The 20014-nt window shown below is 34.5% G+C and carries 20 protein-coding genes; 8 read left to right on the top strand and 12 right to left on the bottom strand.

Annotated features, from left to right (window positions below; translation table 11 throughout):
- Nucleotides 1–89: 89 nt before the first annotated feature.
- The 9 genes from WC622_RS07820 to WC622_RS07860 form a co-directional block, all read right to left on the bottom strand.
- Nucleotides 90–1157 carry a M20 family metallo-hydrolase gene (locus tag WC622_RS07820; RefSeq protein WP_372818889.1) on the bottom strand — a complete coding sequence of 356 codons (1068 nt, stop codon included), beginning with the start codon at nt 1155–1157 and terminating at the stop codon, nt 90–92.
- 37 nt (nt 1158–1194) lie between these two features.
- The gene (proC, locus tag WC622_RS07825; RefSeq protein ID WP_372818891.1) at nt 1195–1998 is read right to left on the bottom strand and encodes a pyrroline-5-carboxylate reductase; all 804 of its coding nucleotides are present in this window, start codon (nt 1996–1998) and stop codon (nt 1195–1197) included.
- Nucleotides 1999–2033: 35 nt separating this feature from the next.
- Complete coding sequence (gene argB, locus WC622_RS07830; protein ID WP_372818893.1) at nt 2034–2822, bottom strand: acetylglutamate kinase; 789 nt, start codon at nt 2820–2822, stop codon at nt 2034–2036.
- A gap of 1 nt (nt 2823) precedes the next feature.
- A complete protein-coding gene (locus WC622_RS07835) occupies nt 2824–3801 on the bottom strand; it encodes an acetylornithine carbamoyltransferase (RefSeq protein ID WP_372818895.1) in 978 nt (325 codons plus the stop codon).
- Between the two features lie 38 nt (nt 3802–3839).
- Nucleotides 3840–4970 carry an aspartate aminotransferase family protein gene (locus tag WC622_RS07840; RefSeq protein ID WP_372818897.1) on the bottom strand — a complete coding sequence of 377 codons (1131 nt, stop codon included), beginning with the start codon at nt 4968–4970 and terminating at the stop codon, nt 3840–3842.
- Nucleotides 4971–5054: 84 nt separating this feature from the next.
- Nucleotides 5055–6059, bottom strand: coding sequence for an N-acetyl-gamma-glutamyl-phosphate reductase (gene argC / locus WC622_RS07845; protein WP_372818899.1), 1005 nt, complete (start codon nt 6057–6059; stop codon nt 5055–5057).
- Nucleotides 6037–6387 (bottom strand): cupin domain-containing protein, encoded by a 351-nt coding sequence (locus tag WC622_RS07850; protein ID WP_372818901.1) that lies wholly within the window; start codon nt 6385–6387, stop codon nt 6037–6039. Before WC622_RS07850 ends, argC begins: the two co-directional genes overlap by 23 nt.
- Before the next feature lie 41 nt (nt 6388–6428).
- Complete coding sequence (locus tag WC622_RS07855; protein WP_372818903.1) at nt 6429–7622, bottom strand: argininosuccinate synthase; 1194 nt, start codon at nt 7620–7622, stop codon at nt 6429–6431.
- Nucleotides 7623–8318, bottom strand: a complete 696-nt coding sequence (locus WC622_RS07860; RefSeq protein ID WP_372818905.1) for a GNAT family N-acetyltransferase — start codon at nt 8316–8318, stop codon at nt 7623–7625.
- Between the two features lie 520 nt (nt 8319–8838).
- Between WC622_RS07860 and WC622_RS07865 the strand changes: the two genes are divergently transcribed.
- Nucleotides 8839–9555 carry a DUF4397 domain-containing protein gene (locus tag WC622_RS07865; protein ID WP_372818907.1) on the top strand — a complete coding sequence of 239 codons (717 nt, stop codon included), beginning with the start codon at nt 8839–8841 and terminating at the stop codon, nt 9553–9555.
- A gap of 2 nt (nt 9556–9557) precedes the next feature.
- On the opposite strand, the gene WC622_RS07870 is transcribed toward WC622_RS07865, so the two are convergent.
- On the bottom strand, nt 9558–10760 hold the full coding sequence (locus tag WC622_RS07870) for an NAD(P)/FAD-dependent oxidoreductase (protein WP_372818909.1): 1203 nt from the start codon (nt 10758–10760) through the stop codon (nt 9558–9560).
- A 148-nt stretch (nt 10761–10908) separates the two neighbouring features.
- On the opposite strand from WC622_RS07870, the gene WC622_RS07875 reads away from it, so the two are divergent.
- The 7 genes from WC622_RS07875 to WC622_RS07905 all read left to right on the top strand — a co-directional run bounded on the left by WC622_RS07875 (nt 10909) and on the right by WC622_RS07905 (nt 18927).
- Nucleotides 10909–13329, top strand: a complete 2421-nt coding sequence (locus WC622_RS07875) for a TonB-dependent siderophore receptor (protein WP_372818911.1) — start codon at nt 10909–10911, stop codon at nt 13327–13329.
- An 8-nt stretch (nt 13330–13337) separates the two neighbouring features.
- Nucleotides 13338–14492, top strand: a complete 1155-nt coding sequence (locus WC622_RS07880) for a PepSY-associated TM helix domain-containing protein (protein WP_372818913.1) — start codon at nt 13338–13340, stop codon at nt 14490–14492.
- Between the two features lies 1 nt (nt 14493).
- Entirely contained in the window at nt 14494–15417 is a 924-nt protein-coding gene (locus tag WC622_RS07885) for a DUF6607 family protein (RefSeq protein ID WP_372818915.1), read from the top strand.
- Between the two features lie 144 nt (nt 15418–15561).
- On the top strand, nt 15562–16707 hold the full coding sequence (locus WC622_RS07890; protein ID WP_372818917.1) for a M28 family metallopeptidase: 1146 nt from the start codon (nt 15562–15564) through the stop codon (nt 16705–16707).
- A gap of 93 nt (nt 16708–16800) precedes the next feature.
- Nucleotides 16801–17880, top strand: a complete 1080-nt coding sequence (namA, locus tag WC622_RS07895) for an NADPH dehydrogenase NamA (protein ID WP_372818919.1) — start codon at nt 16801–16803, stop codon at nt 17878–17880.
- Nucleotides 17881–17931: 51 nt separating this feature from the next.
- Nucleotides 17932–18237: a YbaB/EbfC family nucleoid-associated protein gene (locus tag WC622_RS07900; RefSeq protein WP_372818921.1), complete on the top strand. Its 306-nt coding sequence runs from the start codon at nt 17932–17934 to the stop codon at nt 18235–18237.
- A gap of 12 nt (nt 18238–18249) precedes the next feature.
- Nucleotides 18250–18927: a metal-dependent hydrolase gene (locus tag WC622_RS07905; RefSeq protein WP_372818923.1), complete on the top strand. Its 678-nt coding sequence runs from the start codon at nt 18250–18252 to the stop codon at nt 18925–18927.
- Nucleotides 18928–18980: 53 nt separating this feature from the next.
- Here WC622_RS07905 and WC622_RS07910 read toward each other — a convergent pair whose 3' ends face one another.
- Together WC622_RS07910 and WC622_RS07915 are read right to left on the bottom strand one after the other, a co-directional pair.
- Entirely contained in the window at nt 18981–19349 is a 369-nt protein-coding gene (locus tag WC622_RS07910; protein ID WP_372818925.1) for a hypothetical protein, read from the bottom strand.
- 64 nt (nt 19350–19413) lie between these two features.
- Nucleotides 19414–20004: a toxin-antitoxin system YwqK family antitoxin gene (locus tag WC622_RS07915; RefSeq protein ID WP_372818927.1), complete on the bottom strand. Its 591-nt coding sequence runs from the start codon at nt 20002–20004 to the stop codon at nt 19414–19416.
- Nucleotides 20005–20014 lie beyond the last annotated feature (10 nt).

The following is a 20014-nucleotide window of genomic DNA, read 5'->3' on the forward strand; positions in this document are numbered from 1 at the left end:
GTGATGAAGTTTGCTTACGCAATTTTCATTTCTTGGATTAAAATTATGCTTAAAATGCGTTACAAAAGTACTAAAATCGCCTCGTTTATTTATTTCCCGCCTACAACAGGTTTCAACATATTGATATACCCATTTATGCCTTCGGCGATTTCATGTACGTATAAAAATTCATCCGCCATATGCGAACGGCCAGAGAAACCAGGTCCACATTTTAAAGATGGGATATCTAATAATGCCTGATCTGATGTAGTTGGTGAGCCATACGTATTTCTGCCTAATGCTATTCCAGATTGTACAATTGGGTGATTTTTATCAATTCTTGATGGTTTTAAACGAACTGAACGAGGTTTGACTTCACAGTTTACATGTTGCTTAATAATTTCGACTACCTCTTCATTAGTATATGAATCAGTCACACGAACATCAACTGTAAATGTGCAACTTGCGGGTACTACATTATGTTGTGAACCTGCATTAATGATGGTAACTGTCATTTTTACAGGGCCAAAAACTTCTGATACTTTTGGAAATTCGTAGGTTCTAAACCATTCTATATCTTGTAAAGCTTTATAAATTGCATTTTCGCCTTCGTCTCTAGCAGCATGACCAGCTTTACCATGAGCTGTGCAATCTATTACCAATAAACCTTTTTCGGCAATGGCTAAATGCATCTCTGTTGGTTCACCTACTATAGCAAATTCTAATGGACCAAGATCTGGGATTACCAATTCTAAGCCATCATTACCAGAAATTTCTTCTTCGGCAGTTGCCGCTAAACAAAAATTATAAGTTAGGTTTTCTTGTGGATAAAAATATAAGAAAGTAGCAATTAACGACACTAAACAGCCCCCAGCATCATTACTCCCTAAACCATACAATTTATCCTCTACAATATCTGGAGAAAATGGATTACGTGTATATCCCGAATTTGGTTTTACGGTATCGTGATGTGAGTTTAATAAAACAGTGGGTTTTGATGGATCAAAATATTTATTGTAAGCCCAGATGTTATTTAACTTACGAATAGTTTTTACGCCATGTTGTTGCAAAAAAAGTTCGATTTTATTGCCTGTTTGTTGTTCTTCTTTACTAAAAGATGGTGTTTTAATCAATTCACGCAGCAGTTCGGTACTTTCTTCTATGAGTTTGTTAATCATAATTTTGATTTAAGATTTCGAAATTCCTCATTTAAAATTAATCATTATATAGTCCAGCTGCTTTTTTAGCCGAAAGCTTAATTCCTTTAATAAATGCCGAGCTAAAACCATTGTGTTCCATCTCATTTAAACCTGCGATTGTACACCCTTTTGGTGAGGTTACTTTATCTATTTCTCCCTCTGGGTGACTTTGGGTTAATAATAATAAATCTGCTGCGCCTTTTGCCGTTTGAACAGCCATTTTTAAAGCGTCATGTGCGTGAAAACCAATTTCAACTCCACCTTGCGAAGCAGCTCTGATACTACGCAAAAAGAATGCAATACCACAAGCACAAAGAGCAGTTGCCGAAGTTATTAAATCTTCATTAATGGTAACGACCGAACCAACTGTTTCAAAAAGTGTGGTTACATCTTTCATGTTTTTATCAATCGCATTATCGCTAGCAATACATGTCATGCTTTGCCCAATAGCAATTGCGGTATTTGGCATTGCTCTAATCACTTGTACATTATTGCCCAATTCTTTGCGCACATCTTCACAACTTACACCAGAAACTACAGAAATAATTAATTGTTTTTCTGGATTAATTGAAGACGCAATTTCTTCCAAAACCTTTTTTAACTGTTGCGGTAATACTGCTAAAACAACGATATCAGCATTGTAAATTGCGACAATATTATTATCGCTTACGTTAAAACCAGCGGCCACTTCATTAGTCATGAGTTTTAGGTTGCGTCTAGTTAATGTAATGTCATCTGGCTTACAGTAGGCTTTATTTACTAGGCCTTTTGCAAGCGAAAGGCCAATGTTTCCGCTACCGATAATGGTTATTTTTTTCATGATTCTAGTTTAATGGTTGATTGCTGTATATCTTATTATTTTAACATCTTAGTTCCAAATAGTCTATTACTTAATTCAGAAAGTTCATCGGCTTTGCCTATATAAACTGCTGAAACACCTTTTTTAATCGCCTCGAAAGCATTATGTAGTTTAGGAATCATTCCACCTTGTACTGTTCCATCTGCTTTTAATCCTTCAAATTCATCTGCCCTGATTTCTCTCACAACCGAATTATCATCGTTCACATCTCTTAAAACTCCTTTTTTCTCAAAACAATACACCAACCGGGTTTCATATATTGCTGACATAGCAACTGCTAAAGCTGAAGCGATAGTATCTGCATTGGTATTTAATAATTGAGAATCTCCGTCATGTGTAATCGCACATAAAACAGGTGTTAATCCGGCTTTTAATAAATTATCCAACGTAGTTGATGACACAGAATTTTGATCTAAATCGCCAACATAACCATAATCTATCTCTTTTACTGGACGTTTTTTTGCTTTGATGATGTTTCCATCCGCACCTGTTAATCCGATGGCATTGCAACCTTTTGCTTGTAGTTGTGCTACCATATTCTTATTGATCAACCCAGCATATACCATGGTTACAATGCGTAAAGTTTCAATGTCAGTAATTCTCCTACCGTCAACCATTTTGGCTTCAATTCCTAATGATTCGCCAAGTTCTGTTGCTATTTTACCACCACCATGAACCAAAATTTTATCTCCAGATAAGGCCGTAAAATCTAATAAAAACTGATGTAGATTTTCAGAATTATCGATTACATTTCCGCCAATTTTGATGATGGTGAGTTGTTTCATATTATAGCTTTTCTAACATTGTTTTTAAAACTGCTTGCGCTGCCCAAAGGCGATTTCCTGCTTCGTGAATAACTAAAGAGTTTGGCCCATCTAATATTTCTGATGATAATTCTAAATCGCGACGAACAGGTAAACAATGCATTACTTTTGCATCGTTTGTTAGTTTTAATTTTTCATTGTTCATCATCCAGCCATCTGGATATGTTAAAACTTTACCATATTCTTTATAGCTACTCCAGTTTTTTACGTAGATATAATCTGCTCCGTTCAATGCATCTTCTAAATCGTATTCTATTTTTGCGCCTGTTGTAAAATCTTCTGAAAGTTCATATCCCTCTGGTTGAGCAATCGTAAAATCTAACATGTTTTCTTGTTGCGCTTTGCACATCCATTCTGCAAAAGAATTCGGAACGGCTTGCGGTAAGGCTTTTACATGTGGTGCCCAAGCTAAAACAACTTTAGGTTTTGCATTAGCACCTACTCTTAATGGATTCCAAGTTTCATGAATAGTAATTAGATCTGCAAAACTTTGCAAAGGATGGCGAGTTGCACTCTCTAAACTTATAACAGGAACGCTGCAATACTTTACAAACTTAGTGAAGAAATCTTCATTATAATCTTCATCGCGGTTGGTCAGTTTAGGGAAAGAACGTAAGCCCAAAATATCGCAATATTCTCCCATAACTGCTGCTGCTTCACGAATATGTTCAACTGTTGAACCATTCATAACCACGCCATCTTGTGTTTCTAAAGCCCAGCCCTCTTTGTCCATATTCATTACCATTACATTCATACCCAAATTAAGCGCAGCTTTTTGTGTACTCAACCGTGTGCGTAAACTTGGATTCATAAAAACTAAACCTAATGTTTTGTTTTTCCCCAAATCTTGGTTTGAATAAGGATTTGCTTTCAATGCCAATGCATCGTTTACAAATTGTTTGATGTTTATAACATCATGTACGGAAGTGAAAAGTTTCATTCTTTAAAGATTAAAGATGCTTCAACAGCATAACAATATTATTTTACTAGTTTACCAAATGCAGCTAAAAATTCATCTGCATGTGCTTTTGTTAAGATCAGTGCTGGCAACAAACGAATTACGTTTGGTTTTGCTTCTCCTGTAAAAATGAAATGTTTAAATAGCAATTCCTTTTTTACATGCGCTAATTCTTCTGGCAATTCAATTCCAATCATTAAACCACGACCACGAACTTCGATAACCTGTTCAAATTTTTTCAATTCAGCAATTAGGTAATTACCAACTTCTTCGGCGTTTTTCATCAAGTTATCTTGCTCCATAACTTCTAAAACAGCTAATGCCGCAGCACAAGCTAGATGATTTCCGCCAAATGTTGTTCCTAATTCTCCATGCCAAGGTTTAAATTTTGGCGCAATTGAAATTCCTGCAACAGGAAACCCATTACCCATTCCTTTTGCCATGGTGTACACATCAGCTTCTACGCCAGCGTAATCGTGCGAGTAAAATTGACCAGTTCTGCCATAACCACATTGAACTGAATCGGCAATGTAAACTGCATTGTATTCATCACAAAGTGAACGGATTTTTTGCAAGAAACTCTTCGAAGCTTCTTTAATTCCACCAACACCTTGAATGCCCTCTATTATAACTGCACAAATTTCATCTCCCTGTGCTTTAAATGTTTCTTCTAATGCAACTTCATTATTATGGGGTAAGAAAATTACATTTGTAGTCTGATTAACTGGTGCTACAATTTTCGGATTATCAGTAACTGCGACAGCTAATGAAGTACGCCCGTGAAATGCGCCAGAGAAAGCAATTACTTTCCTTTTTCCATTGTAAAACGATGCCAATTTTAAAGCATTTTCATTTGCTTCGGCACCAGAATTACATAAGAATAATTGAAAATCATTTTTACCAGAAACTTGCCCTAATTTCTCTGCTAACTGAACCTGCAAAGGAATTTTAACAGAATTAGAATAAAATCCAACCTTATTTAATTGATCGGTTAAGCGTTTTACGTAATGAGGATTGGTGTGTCCGATAGAGATTACGGCATGACCGCCGTATAAATCTAAATATTTTTGTTCGTTAGCATCCCAAACATTGCTGCCGGCTGCTTTAGTTATTTCTATATCATTAAGAGGGTATACGTCGAATAAATTCATTTTTTAAAGAGTTTTTGTCATTTTGAGTTTATCGAAAAATCTGACTTTTACAAATGTTTCGATAAACTCAGCATGACTATGTTATTAAAAATTAGCAGCTTTTAATTTCAAACCTGCTGTTTCTTCCAAGCCAAACAATAAGTTCATATTTTGAACTGCTTGTCCGCTTGCTCCTTTTAAAAGGTTATCAATAATGCTGATGATAAATAATTTATTGCCATGTTTTTCTACATGAACCACTGCTTTATTGGTATTAACAACCTGTTTTAAATCGATGTTTTTCCGACTTACGTGTGTAAATGGGTGAGCGTTATAATAATCTTCATAAATTTTTTGCGCTTCTTCCAAAGTCAAATCACTTTCTAAATACATTGAAGCTAAAATTCCTCTAGTAAAAGCACCACGTTGTGGGATGAAATTTAAAGCTTCCGAAATTGAAGACTGTAGTTGTAAAAGACTTTCGCCAATTTCATTTAAATGTTGATGTTCAAATGCTTTATAAATTGAAAGATTATTATTTCTCCAACTAAAATGCGAAGTAGCTGATAAACTCTGTCCAGCACCTGTTGAACCTGTTGTAGCATTAATATGAACTTCACTTTTAATTAACCCTTTTTCCGCTAAAGGCAATAAACCCAATTGAATGCATGTTGCAAAACATCCTGGATTTGCAATATTTTTTGCTCTTTTTATCGCATCATGATTTAGTTCAGGAAGCCCATAAATAAACTCACGGTTTTCAAATTTAGCATTTGCAGTTAATCTGAAATCTTGGGATAAATCGATGATTTTGATATTTTCATTAATTGGATTTGCAGCTAAAAACTTCTTAGCATCACCATGTCCAACGCACAAGAAAAGCACATCTATATCTTGAGGAATATCGCTTGTAAATTTTAAATCAGTATCGCCAAATAAATCTGTATGTACATCAGAAATTAAATTCCCTGCATTACTACTACTATTTACAAAAGCTATTTCAACGTTCGGGTGGTTAATTAAAATGCGTAACATTTCGCCTCCGGTGTATCCGGCCCCACCAATTATTCCTGCTTTTATTTTTTTACTATTCACAATCTGTTCTGTCATTTTGAGTTGATGGATAGGAGAAAAGTATAAATTCTAAATCTTGATCTGTTTCATTCGAGATTTTATGTTTGTCGCCAGCTTTTATTTGCAAACCTTTATTCGCATTGACCAAAACTGTTTCATTTTCAATTAAAAATGTCGCTTGTCCTTTTAGAATGTAGAAAAATTGTTCCGCATACGTATGAAAATGTAGTTTCTCAGCAGTTTGAGCAGGCATTAATTCTTGTTTAATTGCTGCATCAGCTTTGCTTACAAAATTCCATCCGTCACAGTTGTCTCCCCATTTATAGTGGTTCGAACAATTTTCTTTTGAAAGGATTTCTATCATTTTTAATCTATTGTCCTTCGACAAGCTCAGGATGACAAAATTTAAGCTTCTTCTCCGTTAACTTTATGCCAAATCATTACTTGGTTACCAAATATTTTCGAGAAACCTTTCACATCATCTCCGCTCCAAGCGTTATTCATTTCGCCGTAGCTACCAAATTTATTGCTCATTAAATCGTGGTTAGATTCAATACCAATGATTTGGAAACGATATGGTAATAATTCTACAAACACTTTACCGCTCACCATTTTCTGTGTATCGGTTAAAAATGCTTCAATATTCCGCATAATTGGATCATGGAATTGGCCTTCATGCAACCAGTTTCCATAAAATGATGACAACTGCTCTTTCCAACTTAATTGCCATTTAGTCAAAGTATGTTTTTCTAAAGTATGATGTGCTTTAATAATGATAAGTGGAGCCGCAGCTTCAAAACCAACACGTCCTTTAATACCAATAATCGTATCGCCAACATGAATATCTCTACCAATTCCAAAAGGTTGAGCAATTGCCTGTAAGTTCTGGATAGCTGCAACCGGATGTAATTTTTCTCCATCAATAGCAACCAACTCTCCTTTATCAAAAGTTAATTCGATTCTTTTTGCTTCTGTTTCCGAAACTTGGGTTGGCCAAGCGCTTTCTGGTAAAGTTTCGTTAGAAGTTAATGTTTCTTTTCCTCCAACAGATGTTCCCCATAAACCTTTATTTATTGAATACCTTGCTTTTTCTGCACTATACTCAACACCATGTTTGGCTAAATATTCTATTTCCGCTTCGCGTGATAGTTTTAAATCTCTTATCGGCGTAATAATTTCAACTCCAGGAATAAGAATATTAAAAATCATATCAAAACGAACTTGATCATTTCCAGCCCCTGTACTTCCGTGAGCTACATAATCTGCTCCAATTTTCTTTACATAATTAGCAATTGCAGTTGCCTGACTTACACGTTCGGCACTTACAGAAAGTGGATAAGTTGCATTTTTCAATACATTACCAAACACTAAATATTTGATACATCCATTGTAGTAATTTTCAGTTTCATCTACTACAGCATGAGATGCCACACCTAAAGCATACGCACGTTTTTCAATTTCTTGCAATTCTTCATCAGAAAATCCGCCAGTATTAACAATTACTGAATGAACTTCTAAATCTCGGTCTTCTGCCAAGTGAATGCAGCAAAATGAGGTATCTAATCCTCCGCTAAACGCTAAAACAACTTTCTTCTTCATCTATTTATTAAGTAAAAGGGTAAACAATACAAAAATGGACTTTAATCCTGATTTGGGTTTTACAACTAAACGCTGCTTAATACGCATAAAACGTTCGTATAATGTTGGATTTTTTTGCAATTCCTCGGCAAAATTCTTAGCTGCTTCATGTTTCTTTTCTGCCGGATCATACAACATAGCTGTACACATGCAGATTTTACGATCTTTGCTTTTTAAAATTTCAAAGTTCACGCAGCTTTGGCAACCTTTCCAAAAATCTTCATCTTGTGTTAATTCAGAATACGTAACGGGTTCGTAACCTAAGTCAGAATTAATTTTCATTACGGCTAAACCAGTAGTTAATCCAAATATTTTGGCTTTTGGATATAATGTTCTCGATAGTCCGAAAATTTCTTTTTTAATCGCATTTGCTAATCCTGCTTTTCTAAACTGCGGACTTACTATTAAGCCAGAGTTCGCTACAAATTGTCCATGGCTCCAGGTCTCGATATAGCAAAAGCCAGCCCATGTACCATCTTTGTGAAAAGCAATTACCGCCTTTCCCTCTTCCATCTTGCCAGAAATGTACTCAGGCGAGCGTTTTGCTATGCCCGTACCTCGAGCTTTAGCAGATTCGGCCATTTCGGTCACAATCTCTTCAGCAAAAACACGATGCTCTGGGATGGCTACCTGGACTATAAATTCGTCAATATTCATTCGTTTTCTAACGAAAAATTAAGATATTCTTGTTAATTGGGTTTTTAGAGAGGATCAATTCCTCATTGGTATTAGTAAGATGTACTAAATACGCGGCGTATAATTTTGCCGATTTGTAGTGATAAAAAATACGGGTCGTAAGCGCTCAATAAACAAGCTTTTAGATGCAATATTCTTTGCTTCTAAAATAGAAAGTTTATGGATGATGTGCTTGCTCATTATTTTGTATGCTAACCTGTATTAAATTACTTGAGCCGCAAAGGTTTAAATAAAAATTGAGTTGTGCAATAAGAATCTGATTTTTTTGAATTTTTTGCCTGTTTTATTAAACTATCTTGACTAAAATAGATCATATTTAAACAAACGATCAAAATGTGTTTAATACCTTGTTCTTTACATATTATCATTTAACAAAGTTTAACATCGATTTTATTTAGATAAAGCCAATATTTGCATGTGCTAGATTCGTAAAAAATTTAGCGTATAGTTTTTCACAAAATCCTTATTAATTTATTTCGATATGAAAGAGATTTACTTAACCACTCCATTAAAAAAGTTACCTCAGTTGAAAATTTATTTTTCATTGATTTTAATTTCCCTCACAACTTTGATTTCTTGCAAAAAGACAACAGTTGAAGCTTCTAATATTGCTGCCTTTAGTGTTGTAAATGCATCGCCTAGCTTTGCTACATATGATGTTTATTTAAATGATGGAAAACTAAACAGTGCGGCCTTGCCATTTGGAGGATCGATTAAATATGGTCAGTATACTGCAGGCACTCAGAATATAAAATTTACTACTGCTGGAAGAGCAGAAAGCTTATTAACTAAGAGTGTTTCTTTAACTCCAAATATTTATCAAACATTTTATTTAATTGATAGGCCTGGTAGTTTAGATGGGTTATTAGTGACAGATGATGTAAGTGCAAATTCGACAGATAAAGCTTTTGTTCGATTTATTAATTTAGCACCAGATGCACCCGCATTGGATTTAACTGTGACTAACGGAATTTCTTTAGTTACAAATAAAGCATACAAAGCCGCAAGTTCGTTTACAACAATCGCCGCAGGAACATATTCTTTCGACTTAAAAGATGGCACTGGCGCAGTTAAAACAACATTGTCTGATGCTGTTTTAACTGCTGGCAAGTATTACACTATTATTTCAAGGGGTTTAATAAATCCGGCAAATAGTTTAGAGCATTCATTAAGCATTCAGGTTATTTTACACCAATAAGATTATCTATCAAACCTGAAAAAATGAGCTAATAAATTGCTTTTACCATTTATAAGGTCTGTAACTATATCTGCTCCAATAACCGAAAAAGTAATTCCATTACCTCCAAAACCTAAGCAGAAATAGCTGTTCGGAAATTTAGGATGGGCGCCAATATAAGGTAGCCCATCTTTTGTTTCTCCAAAAGTGCCAGACCACCTAAAATCTTCAATAAAGTTTATATCAGGCAAGAATTTTTGAAAAGTTTTAAGCAGTTTAGCTTGTTTATTATCTAACAATAAATCTCTTTTTATTGCATTTTTAAAATCTTCATCTTCTCCACCAACTAGCATTCTTCCATCCTCTGTACTACGCAAGTATAAATACGGTGCATCAGTATTCCAAAATAGAGTTTTTGAAATGTTATCGCTTAAATTCTCCATGTATTCACTAACCATTGCATAGGTGCTTTTCAATTTTACAATTTTTTTAGGCAACATTTGTTGACTTTCATACCCTGTGCAATAAATTATTTTTTTTGCCTTAATCTCAGCTTTTGTTTGTGTTGTTACGGTAATGCTATCATCTTTATATTTTACTGTTTTTAATTCTGTTTTATCAAAAACTTGTAATCCTTTTTTAACATTATAACTAAGCAAATCATGTGTTAAGCAAAATGCATCAATACTGCCACCGTCTTCAGATAATATCCCGCCTTCTGCCAATAAACCATATGCATTTTTAATGTCAACAGCATTAAGCCACTCTACCTTAAAACCATTTTGTTTTCTGGTTTCAAATTCAGTTTTAAGCCACTTTAAATCTTTAGGATTACTAGCAAAATATAATGATTCTTTAGATTTGAAACCACAATTTGAATTAATGTCTTCTGTTATTTTTTTTAATTGATAAATAGAATCTCTACACGCTTGATAGCTTGCTACCGCTCCTTGTGCTCCAATTTTTTTTATGAGTTGATATAATGGAATATCAATTTCATATTGTAGCATAGCAGTTGTTGCAGATGTGCTTCCGTTAGCAATTTCTCGCTTATCTATGAGAACTGTATTAAAACCTTTTTGTATACAAGCATGTGCCATTAAGGCCCCTGTAATTCCTCCGCCAACAATAAGCACATCACAATTAACATCTTCTCTTAATGAAGGATAAGAATGCTTTATTCCATTTTTAATTAAAAAATAGGGTTCGTTTGATCTAATATTCATCTCATCACTAACAGTAATTTCAAAATTATGTTTGATTAATTCGATTGCTTTGTTTCTTATTTAGAATTATTCAAAATAATTTGGATAGTAGTTTTTTTCGTTGTTAATTTGCGGTTGTTTAGAATTAATCCAAATAAAAATAATAATCATGCGAATACAACTACGATTTACAATTATCTTGCTCCTATCCTTATTTTCTGCGTCAGTCTTTGCGCAACAACATGGTAGTATTAAAGGCAAAATCACAAGTACCGATGGCAAGCCCGCAGCTTATGTAAACATCGGTTTTAAAAACAATACTATCAGTGCTGTTACTAATGATAATGGCGAATACACGTTTCCAAGAGTAAAACCTGGTGCCTACACTATAAAAGTTAGTGCCATTGGTATTAATACTCAAGAAAAAAATATATCTATTACTGCTGGAGAAACTGTAACACTTGATTTTGTTTTAACAGAAAATAGTCAAGTTTTGGATGCCGTTACCATTGCAGGTAAAAATAATAGCTATAAAGTCAGCTTACCTTCAGCTTCACTGAGATTAAATGAGCCGCTTTTAGAAGCTCCTCAAAACATACAAACTGTGAGCAATTCAACATTGAAAGATCAGCAAATTATTAGCATGAGCGATGGTTTAATTAAAAATGTAAGTGGTGCAACAAGATTAGAGCATTGGGGAGATTTATACACTAACATTACCATGCGTGGTTCTCAAATCCAAGCAATGCGCAATGGTTTCAACTTTGTTTCTTCTTATTGGGGACCGTTAACTGAAGATATGAGTATTGTTGACCATATCGAATTTGTAAAAGGACCTGCCGGCTTTATGCTAGGCAATGGCGATCCAAGTGGTATGTATAATGTTGTAACTAAAAAACCTACGGGATTTAATAGAGGTGAAGTTTCGGTAACTGTTGGAAGTTTCGATTTATACAGGACTACGATAGATTTTGATCATAAAGTAACTAATGATGGCAAATTATTATTTAGATTAAATGCTGCCGTGCAAACTAAAGGTTCGTTTAGGCCTTTTGAAAAGAATGACAGATATACATTTGCTCCATCTTTGAGCTACCAACTATCGAATCGTACTAAGCTTACGGCAGAATACACTTTGCAAAATGCAAAAATGACCGAAGTTGGTTCTTATTATATTTTCAAACCAGATGGAGGTTATGCTTCATTACCAAGAAATTTTACGCTTACACAACCTGGTGTACAACCTACAAGAATTAACGATCATAGTGTTTTCTTGAACTTACAGCACAATTTTAGCACTGATTGGAAATTAACTGCTCAAGTTGCTTATTCAAAATATTTACAAAATGGAACAAGCTCTTGGCCATCTGTAATCAACTCAAATAATACTGTAATTAGAAATGTTGGTATTTGGGATGCAGAAAGCACTATGAAATTAGCCCAATTATTCATCAATGGCCAAGCAAAAACAGGTGGAATAAACCACAGAATTATTGCAGGTTTTGATGGTGGAAAGAAAAATTATTTAGCTGATTGGGGTCAATCGCATGATTTAGATTTACCATCTTCTCCATTTGATTTAAACAATCCTAATTATGGTTTCCCATCTAATGGCTACCCTAATTTTGATAGAGAAACCCCGTTATTACAAAGAGCAATTGCTGCTGGTGGTTTAATGGATCAAAAATACCTTAGCGGTTATGTACAAGATGAACTCGGTTTCTTTAATAATAAAGCTCGCTTAACCTTAGCTGGAAGATATACCTATGTAAGTCAATCTGCTTGGGGAGGCCCTTCTGATAAAGCAAAACATTTTACACCTAGAGTTGGATTAAGTGTATCTCTTGATAAAAACACAGCTATATACGCTGTTTATGATGAAGCCTTTACACCCCAAAGTGGGCTATTACGTAATGGTGGAACTCCAGACCCAATTACTGGAACAAACCATGAGATTGGTATTAAAAAAGATTGGTTAGATGGTAAATGGAATACAACACTTTCTGCTTATAGAATACTTAAACAAAATGAGCTTACAGGTGATCCAAAAAACAAAGCAGGTGAAACTTTTAGCATTATTGTTGGGGAAAAAAGAGCCCAGGGAATTGAATTTGATTTAAGAGGTGAAATTACTGCTGGTTTAAGATTAATTGCCAACTACGCCTATACAGATGGCAAAGTAACTAAAGTTGCTGAAGGGGTTACCAGTATTGTTGTTGGAGAAGTTGTTCCTGGTTTCTCAAAACATACCACTAATGCATGGTTAACTTATACATTACAAAATGGAGCACTAAAAGGAACTGGAATCTCTGGAGGCTTTACGTATTTAGCTGGTAGAGCAACTGGAACTTATGATGGCTCTAATGCTAATAAAAACTTACCTAACTATTTCAAATTAGATGGTGGTTTATTCTGGGAAAACAAATCCCTAAAAATTACCGCAAATGCATTTAACATTTTAGATAAGTATTTATTCTCCGGTGCTTATTATACTAATTATTGGAATGCTCCAGATTATACACAACCAGCTTATTCATGGCAAGCAGAGGCGCCAAGAAACTACCGCCTTAGTGTTGCTTATAAATTTTAAATCATTTTATGTCCGAAAAGAAAAAAACGAAGAGTTTTAAATATTGGATCGGTAGAATGCACTTGTGGCTCGGATTAATTTCCGGGCTGTTTGTGCTTTTCTTAGGCATAACTGGCTGCATTTTAGCATTTGAGCGAGAAATAGAAGACGCAGTACAAACGTATCGTTTTACCGAAGTACAAAACAATCCATTATTACCGCCAACAAAATTAAAGGAAATTGCAGATAAAGCTCTACCAAACAAAAAAGCACATAGCATTGCTTATCAGCTTGGAAGAACAGCGCAAGTAGTTTATTACAATGATGAACCAGAATATTATTATATCGTTTTTGTAAATCAATACACAGGCGAAGTAATAAAAGTTAAAGACATGAGTGAAGATTTTTTCAGGATTGTAATTAACGGACATTACTATTTATGGTTGCCTCAAGAAATTGGTCAGCCTATTTTAACGACGGCTACCATGATTTTTGTGATTCTATTAATCTCTGGATTAATCTTATGGTGGCCAAAAAGTAAAGCGGCAAGGAAGCAACGCTTTAGTGTAAGGTTAAAATCAAAATGGAGAAGACTTAATTATGACCTACATAACGTATTGGGTTTTTATATGACTTTCATTATTATTTTCGTCGCTTTATCAGGAATGGTAATGGGTTTTCAATGGTTTGCGAAATCTGTTTATTGGGTAAGTTCTGGCGGTGAATCTATGAAAGTTTATGAAGAAACCTTTTCGGATACTACGCGTACAACTCCTTTAAGTTTAAATGCAGCAGCTGCAGATGAACTTTGGGCTCGTTTTGTAAAAGAAGATCCATCATTTAAGGGAAGTTTGGACGTTCATATCCCAGAAAAAGAAAAAGCAGCTATAGAAATTGCTAAAAACCCAGATCCAGAGACGTACTGGAAAGCAGACTACCAATATTTTGATCAACATACATTAAAAGAAATTGAGGTAAAACACATGTTTGGCAAATTTAAAAATGCTAGCGCAGCTGATAAAATTTCTCGTATGAATTATGATATCCACGTTGGAGCAGTAATGGGTTTACCAGGAAAAATATTAGCCTTTTTTGCAAGCTTAATTGCTGCAAGTATGCCAGTTACTGGAGTACTGATTTGGCTCGGAAGAAAGAAAAAATCTAAAAAATTAAATGTTATATAAAATGAAAAAACTGACCCTCTTATTCGTTTTGCTACTTTTTGCATCAAGCATTAGCGCACAAACTAAAATAGATCAAGATCGCGAAGCAATTAAAGCTTTAGCTGGTTTTTACAAAGTAACTTTTAACTATGCAGAAACTTTTTCTCCTGATGATGATTATAAGTTTCATGAAAGACATCGTTCTTCAGCCAAAGAAATTGCCATTATTTTAGAAGACTCTCCTAAGAAAATTGTCATTCAACATTTGTTGGTGATGAGAGGAGATAGCATGGTTATTAAACATTGGAGAGAAGATTGGACTTATGAAGACACTCAAATATTAGCTTACGATAAGGATAACGCATGGAAAAAAGTAACACTTTCTGTAAATGATGTGAAAGGAAAATGGACACAAAAAGTTTTCCAAGTCGACGATAGTCCACGTTACCAAGCTATAGGAACATGGGTACATGTGGATGGCAGACACCAATGGCAAAGCAATACAGATTCTCCGCTTCCGCGTAGAGAAAATACAGAGCGTAACGATTACAATGTGTTAAATCGCGGCAACAATCTTTACTTAACAGCAAATGGTTGGATGTTTGAGCAAGACAATAAAAAAATCATCCGTTCTGAAAGCGGTGATAAACTTTTGGCGATGGAAAAAGGTATGGAGGAATTTATTAAAACCGATCCAAAATCTTTTGGTTATGCACAAACTTGGTGGAAACAGAAACAAGCGTTTTGGAAAGATGCTCGTGAAACATGGGATGTAGTTTTTGCAGAAACCAATTACCTTAAACTTGTTCCAAAAGTTGATGACAAATTGTTGTATGAGCAATTTTTTACACTTGAAGATCAGTCAGCAAAAGAAAACTGGAGCTCAGCTAAAAATAAAGAGAATATCAAAAAAGTGATCGATTCCTATTTAGCAAAAGCGAGCTAAATAATAAATCGAGCAACCATAAGCCGCTAATGTGTAGATTTTTCTTTTGGATTTTGTCCTTAAGTAATCTCAACATCTGCGGCTTTGCTGTATTTAGGTCGTTTGAGAACCATTTATTATATTGCTCAACAAAGCAATCATTTTATGCGGAAAATCCTGATTATTTCAATTCTACTAACCAGTCTAACTAGTTATGCACAAGATTTAAAATATGCTCGTAAAACATTAAATACGCTTACCTCAAAAGAATTTTGGGGCAGAGGTTATACAAAAAACGGAATGGGTAAAGCTGCAGATTTTATCGAATCTCAGTTTAAATCTTTTGGCTTACAACCTATGGATGGAAATGATTTTAAACAACCCTTTTCATTTTCTGTAAATACCTTTCCAGGCCAAATGGAGCTTAAAATTAATGGCAAAAAACTAATTCCTGGAGAAGATTTTATAGTTGGACAAGCAAGTGTTGGCGTAAAAGCAACGGCAGATCTAATACAAAAAGATAGTGTAAATTTTTTAGATGACAAGGATAGAATCCTAGTGAGTTTGAAAGATAAATTGACTTGGTCTGTCTCGCAAAAAGTAAATGATTACACTGAAATTTCAATCAAAAAATCGGCACTTAATGAAAATCCAAAAAGGATTGAAACAACTATTGAAAATATTTTTGTGCCAGAATTTAAAGCAGCAAATGTTTGCGCTGTCGTTAAAGGAAGTACAAAACCTGATTCCGTTATTTTAATTACCGCACATTATGATCATTTAGGAGGAATGGGCAAAGACACTTATTTTCCTGGTGCAAATGATAATGCAAGTGGAGTTTCATTTCTATTAAGTTTAGCGAAGTATTATGCAGCAAATCCGCAAAAATATACTATCGCATTTATCTGCTTTGCAGGAGAAGAAGCTGGCATTTTAGGCTCAAAATATTTCACTGAAAATCCATTAATCGATTTCCAAAAAATTAGATTTCTAATTAATGTAGATATGGTTGGCACTGGAGAAACTGGTGCAACAGTGGTAAATGCAACAGAATATCCTAAAGAATTTGCGTTGCTAAATCAGGTAAATGATATGAATAAGTTATTAGTTAAAATCAATCCAAGAGGGAAAGCTGCTAATAGCGATCATTATTTTTTTACAGAAAAAGGAGTTCCTGCTTTTTTCTTTTATACACAAGGTGGTATCTCTGCCTATCATGATGTTTTCGACAAACCAGAAACATTACCTTTTACTGTTTATGAAAACCTGTTCAAGCTATTTGTAGGTTTTAATAAAGGGTTGATGAATTAATAAATTTGTTGCTTGTCATTAAATTGTTTGGATATGTAATCCATAGAAACAAATCCAATTCCATGTTGTTAATTTGTCCAAAATTATACTAACATGTCATTACTTTTTACACCGATTAACATAAAAAATATTTCCCTAAAAAACAGAATTGTGGTTTCTCCAATGTGTGAGTATTCTGCAACAGATGGTTTTCCAAATAATTGGCATTTGGTTCATTTAGGAAGTAGAGCTGTTGGAGGCGCAGCACTGATTATAGCAGAAGCTACTGCTGTTTCTCCAGAAGGAAGAATTTCTGTTGGCGATCTAGGAATTTGGAAGGACGAACACATTGAAAAATTCAAAGAAATTACGGATTTCATTCACGTTAATGGTTCTATTGCTGGCATTCAATTAGCGCATGCTGGTAGAAAAGCTAGCTTTGACATTCCTTGGGAAAATCCTTTACAATTAGACAAAGAAAATGGCGGGTGGGATACAGTTTCGGCTAGTGCAATTCCATTTAATCCGACAGATAAAACTCCAATTGCATTAACTATTGATGGAATTGAAAAAGTAAAATCAGATTTCAAAGCTGCCACACAAAGAGCCATAAAAGCAGGTTTTAAAATAATAGAAATTCATGCTGCTCATGGTTATTTACAACATCAATTTTTATCGCCATTAAGCAATAAAAGAACAGATATTTATGGCGGTAGTTTTGAGAATAGAATCCGTTTATTAATTGAAACTGTTGAAGTTGTACAAGAAGTTTGGCCAGCAGAAAATCCATTATTCGTGCGAATTTCAGCAACAGATTGGGCTGAAGGCGGATGGACAGCAGATGAGTCAATTCGTTTATCTGCCTTGCTAAAAACCAAAGGTGTTGATTTAATTGATACGTCTTCTGGCGGATTAACTTTAGCACAAGAAATTCCGTTATCACCAGGTTATCAAGTTCAATTTGCAGAGGCCATTAAAAAACAAACTGGGGTTTTAACTGGTGCTGTTGGTTTAATTACTGAAGCACAACAAGCCGAAACCATTTTGCAAAATGGACAAGCCGATTTAATTTTTATAGCGAGAGAGTTTTTAAGAAATCCATATTTTCCTTTACATGCTGCTTTTGAATTAGGCGAAGATGTAAAATGGCCATTGCAATATGAACGTGCTAAACTGAGGAAAAAGCGTAGCTAGAATTTTAAAACAATTTATCTTATTTTCCACTTATATTAAAAACTAAACATCATGTTTGATAAATTAATGGCTGCTCAACAAAAAGCAGATGAAATTAAAAAAAGATTAGATACAATTTCAGTAATTGGCGAAGTTGAAGGAGGTGCTATTCGAGTAACAGCGACAGCAAATAAAGCCATCACTTCGATAGAAATTGATGAAGAATTTTACAAAGGAGCCGACAGAGAAGAAGTTGAAGAACTTTTATTAACGGCTATAAATAAAGCATTATCTCAAGCAGACCAAGTTAGCGCTACTGAAATGCAAGCTGCAACAAAAGATATGTTAGGTGGACTTGGTGGTATGTTTGGCGGATAAAAAGTAATTAACATGAAATACACATATTACGGACAATCTTGTTTCTTGTTAGAAACGGATAGCAAAAAATTCTTATTTGATCCTTTTATTAGTTCAAATCCTTTGGCTAGTAAAATTGATATCACAAAAATTGAAGCCGATTACATTTTAGTAAGTCATGGGCATGGCGATCACGTGGGTGATTTAATTATGCTTGCAAAAAAAACAAAAGCTCAAGTTATTGCAATCCCAGAAGTAATTGATTGGGTAACGAAACAAGGAATTGAAAATGTGCATCCCATGAATTTTGGCAAACACACCTTTGATTTCGGAACAGTGCGCATGGTTTGGGCAACACATTCTGCTAGTTTACCAGATGGCAGTTATGGCGGAAATCCAGCTGGTTTTGTGTTAGAATTGGATCATAAACAAATTTATTTTGCTGGTGATACTGGCTTAACGCTAGAAATGAAATTACTAGCCGATCTCTACAAATTAGATTACGGTATTTTACCAATCGGAGGTAATTACACAATGGATGTTGATGATGCTGTTATTGCAGCTAATTATATCAATTGTAGTAAAATTATTGGTGTGCATTACGATACTTTCCCTGTCATAGAAATTGATTCTAAAGTTGCTGTAGAAAGTTTCAAACGAGCTCAAAAAATATTATTCTTACCCGCTATCGGCGAAACAATAGATTTATAAAAAAAGCCTTCCAAAAATTTGGAAGGCTTTTTATTTTAACAACTAGTTATGACTTAGTTTTTCTTTGCTGCTTCTTTGTTTGCTTTGTAACGCATATCAGCTGTGCCATCTTTTTTCTTAGGGCCAGCAGCAGCTTTAGTTGCTTTGTTAACCTTCAGGCGCATGTCTGGTGTACCATCTTTCTTAAGACCTGCACTTGGAGCAACAGTTACTTTTTTAACTTCTTTTTTAGCCGCGACTGGAGCAGTGGCTTTTACCACTGTTGTTTTGCTTTCAACCTTAGCAACAGGAGCAGTAACTTTTACTTGGGCTTTTTCTGCAGTTTTTTTAGTCGCTGCTTTAGCTGCAGGAGCTGATGTTTGTGCAAAAGTAGTACTGATACCCAATACTCCAATTGCAATAAGACTTAATAATTTTTTCATGTTTTTCGTTTTTTATTAATCTAAATTCCGTTTTCCAAATGAAGATTATATGAAGTTAATGCAACTAATCGTGAAGTGAAAAATTAATACTATTCACACTTTTCCCGTCCTTGTCAAAATATTGGTTATCAATTAATTCACCTTGTTCAGTATATCTTTCCTTAAGCGCTGGTTTTCCATCCGAATAAAATGATCGCCAAATACCTATCTTTTTACCACGAAAATATTTTCCTTCTTTTTTAAGCTGGCTATTATCCCAGTAGGATTTAAAAATGCCATGTAAATTCCCCCAAGTATAATAGGCATTCTCAGCTAATTGCTGATTAGGATAATATTTTTTCCATACGCCATTCTTATATCCTCTTTCATAATTACCTTCCTCTTTTAAATTACTGTTCTCATAAAAAGCATATGGTCCTTTTCTTACTTCTAAATTTTTATCAGCAAAACTAATTTTCTCTTGTAAGATATCTTTTCTATTATAAAAACTCACTACCCACAAACTATCTTTTTGTTCTATAGTCTTCGTCCATTTAGACCGCAATGGGTCTTTTGAATAACCTGGAGCTGAATAAACCGTGGTGGTGTCTTGCTGTGCAAAAGCCAGATTGCCAAATCCAAATAATACAATTGTTAAAAAAACTATCTTTTTCATATCACTAAAA

Origin of the sequence: Pedobacter sp. (assembly GCF_041662865.1) — a bacterium.
Taxonomy (GTDB): domain Bacteria; phylum Bacteroidota; class Bacteroidia; order Sphingobacteriales; family Sphingobacteriaceae; genus Pedobacter.

Coding starts and splice junctions, on each gene's coding strand:
- WC622_RS07820 (WP_372818889.1), bottom strand. CDS start 1,157: ATGATTAACAAACTCATAGAAGAAAGTACCGAACTGCTGCGTGAATTG.
- proC (WP_372818891.1), bottom strand. CDS start 1,998: ATGAAAAAAATAACCATTATCGGTAGCGGAAACATTGGCCTTTCGCTT.
- argB (WP_372818893.1), bottom strand. CDS start 2,822: ATGAAACAACTCACCATCATCAAAATTGGCGGAAATGTAATCGATAAT.
- WC622_RS07835 (WP_372818895.1), bottom strand. CDS start 3,801: ATGAAACTTTTCACTTCCGTACATGATGTTATAAACATCAAACAATTT.
- WC622_RS07840 (WP_372818897.1), bottom strand. CDS start 4,970: ATGAATTTATTCGACGTATACCCTCTTAATGATATAGAAATAACTAAA.
- argC (WP_372818899.1), bottom strand. CDS start 6,059: ATGACAGAACAGATTGTGAATAGTAAAAAAATAAAAGCAGGAATAATT.
- WC622_RS07850 (WP_372818901.1), bottom strand. CDS start 6,387: ATGATAGAAATCCTTTCAAAAGAAAATTGTTCGAACCACTATAAATGG.
- WC622_RS07855 (WP_372818903.1), bottom strand. CDS start 7,622: ATGAAGAAGAAAGTTGTTTTAGCGTTTAGCGGAGGATTAGATACCTCA.
- WC622_RS07860 (WP_372818905.1), bottom strand. CDS start 8,318: ATGAATATTGACGAATTTATAGTCCAGGTAGCCATCCCAGAGCATCGT.
- WC622_RS07865 (WP_372818907.1), top strand. CDS start 8,839: ATGAAAGAGATTTACTTAACCACTCCATTAAAAAAGTTACCTCAGTTG.
- WC622_RS07870 (WP_372818909.1), bottom strand. CDS start 10,760: ATGAATATTAGATCAAACGAACCCTATTTTTTAATTAAAAATGGAATA.
- WC622_RS07875 (WP_372818911.1), top strand. CDS start 10,909: ATGCGAATACAACTACGATTTACAATTATCTTGCTCCTATCCTTATTT.
- WC622_RS07880 (WP_372818913.1), top strand. CDS start 13,338: ATGTCCGAAAAGAAAAAAACGAAGAGTTTTAAATATTGGATCGGTAGA.
- WC622_RS07885 (WP_372818915.1), top strand. CDS start 14,494: ATGAAAAAACTGACCCTCTTATTCGTTTTGCTACTTTTTGCATCAAGC.
- WC622_RS07890 (WP_372818917.1), top strand. CDS start 15,562: ATGCGGAAAATCCTGATTATTTCAATTCTACTAACCAGTCTAACTAGT.
- namA (WP_372818919.1), top strand. CDS start 16,801: ATGTCATTACTTTTTACACCGATTAACATAAAAAATATTTCCCTAAAA.
- WC622_RS07900 (WP_372818921.1), top strand. CDS start 17,932: ATGTTTGATAAATTAATGGCTGCTCAACAAAAAGCAGATGAAATTAAA.
- WC622_RS07905 (WP_372818923.1), top strand. CDS start 18,250: ATGAAATACACATATTACGGACAATCTTGTTTCTTGTTAGAAACGGAT.
- WC622_RS07910 (WP_372818925.1), bottom strand. CDS start 19,349: ATGAAAAAATTATTAAGTCTTATTGCAATTGGAGTATTGGGTATCAGT.
- WC622_RS07915 (WP_372818927.1), bottom strand. CDS start 20,004: ATGAAAAAGATAGTTTTTTTAACAATTGTATTATTTGGATTTGGCAAT.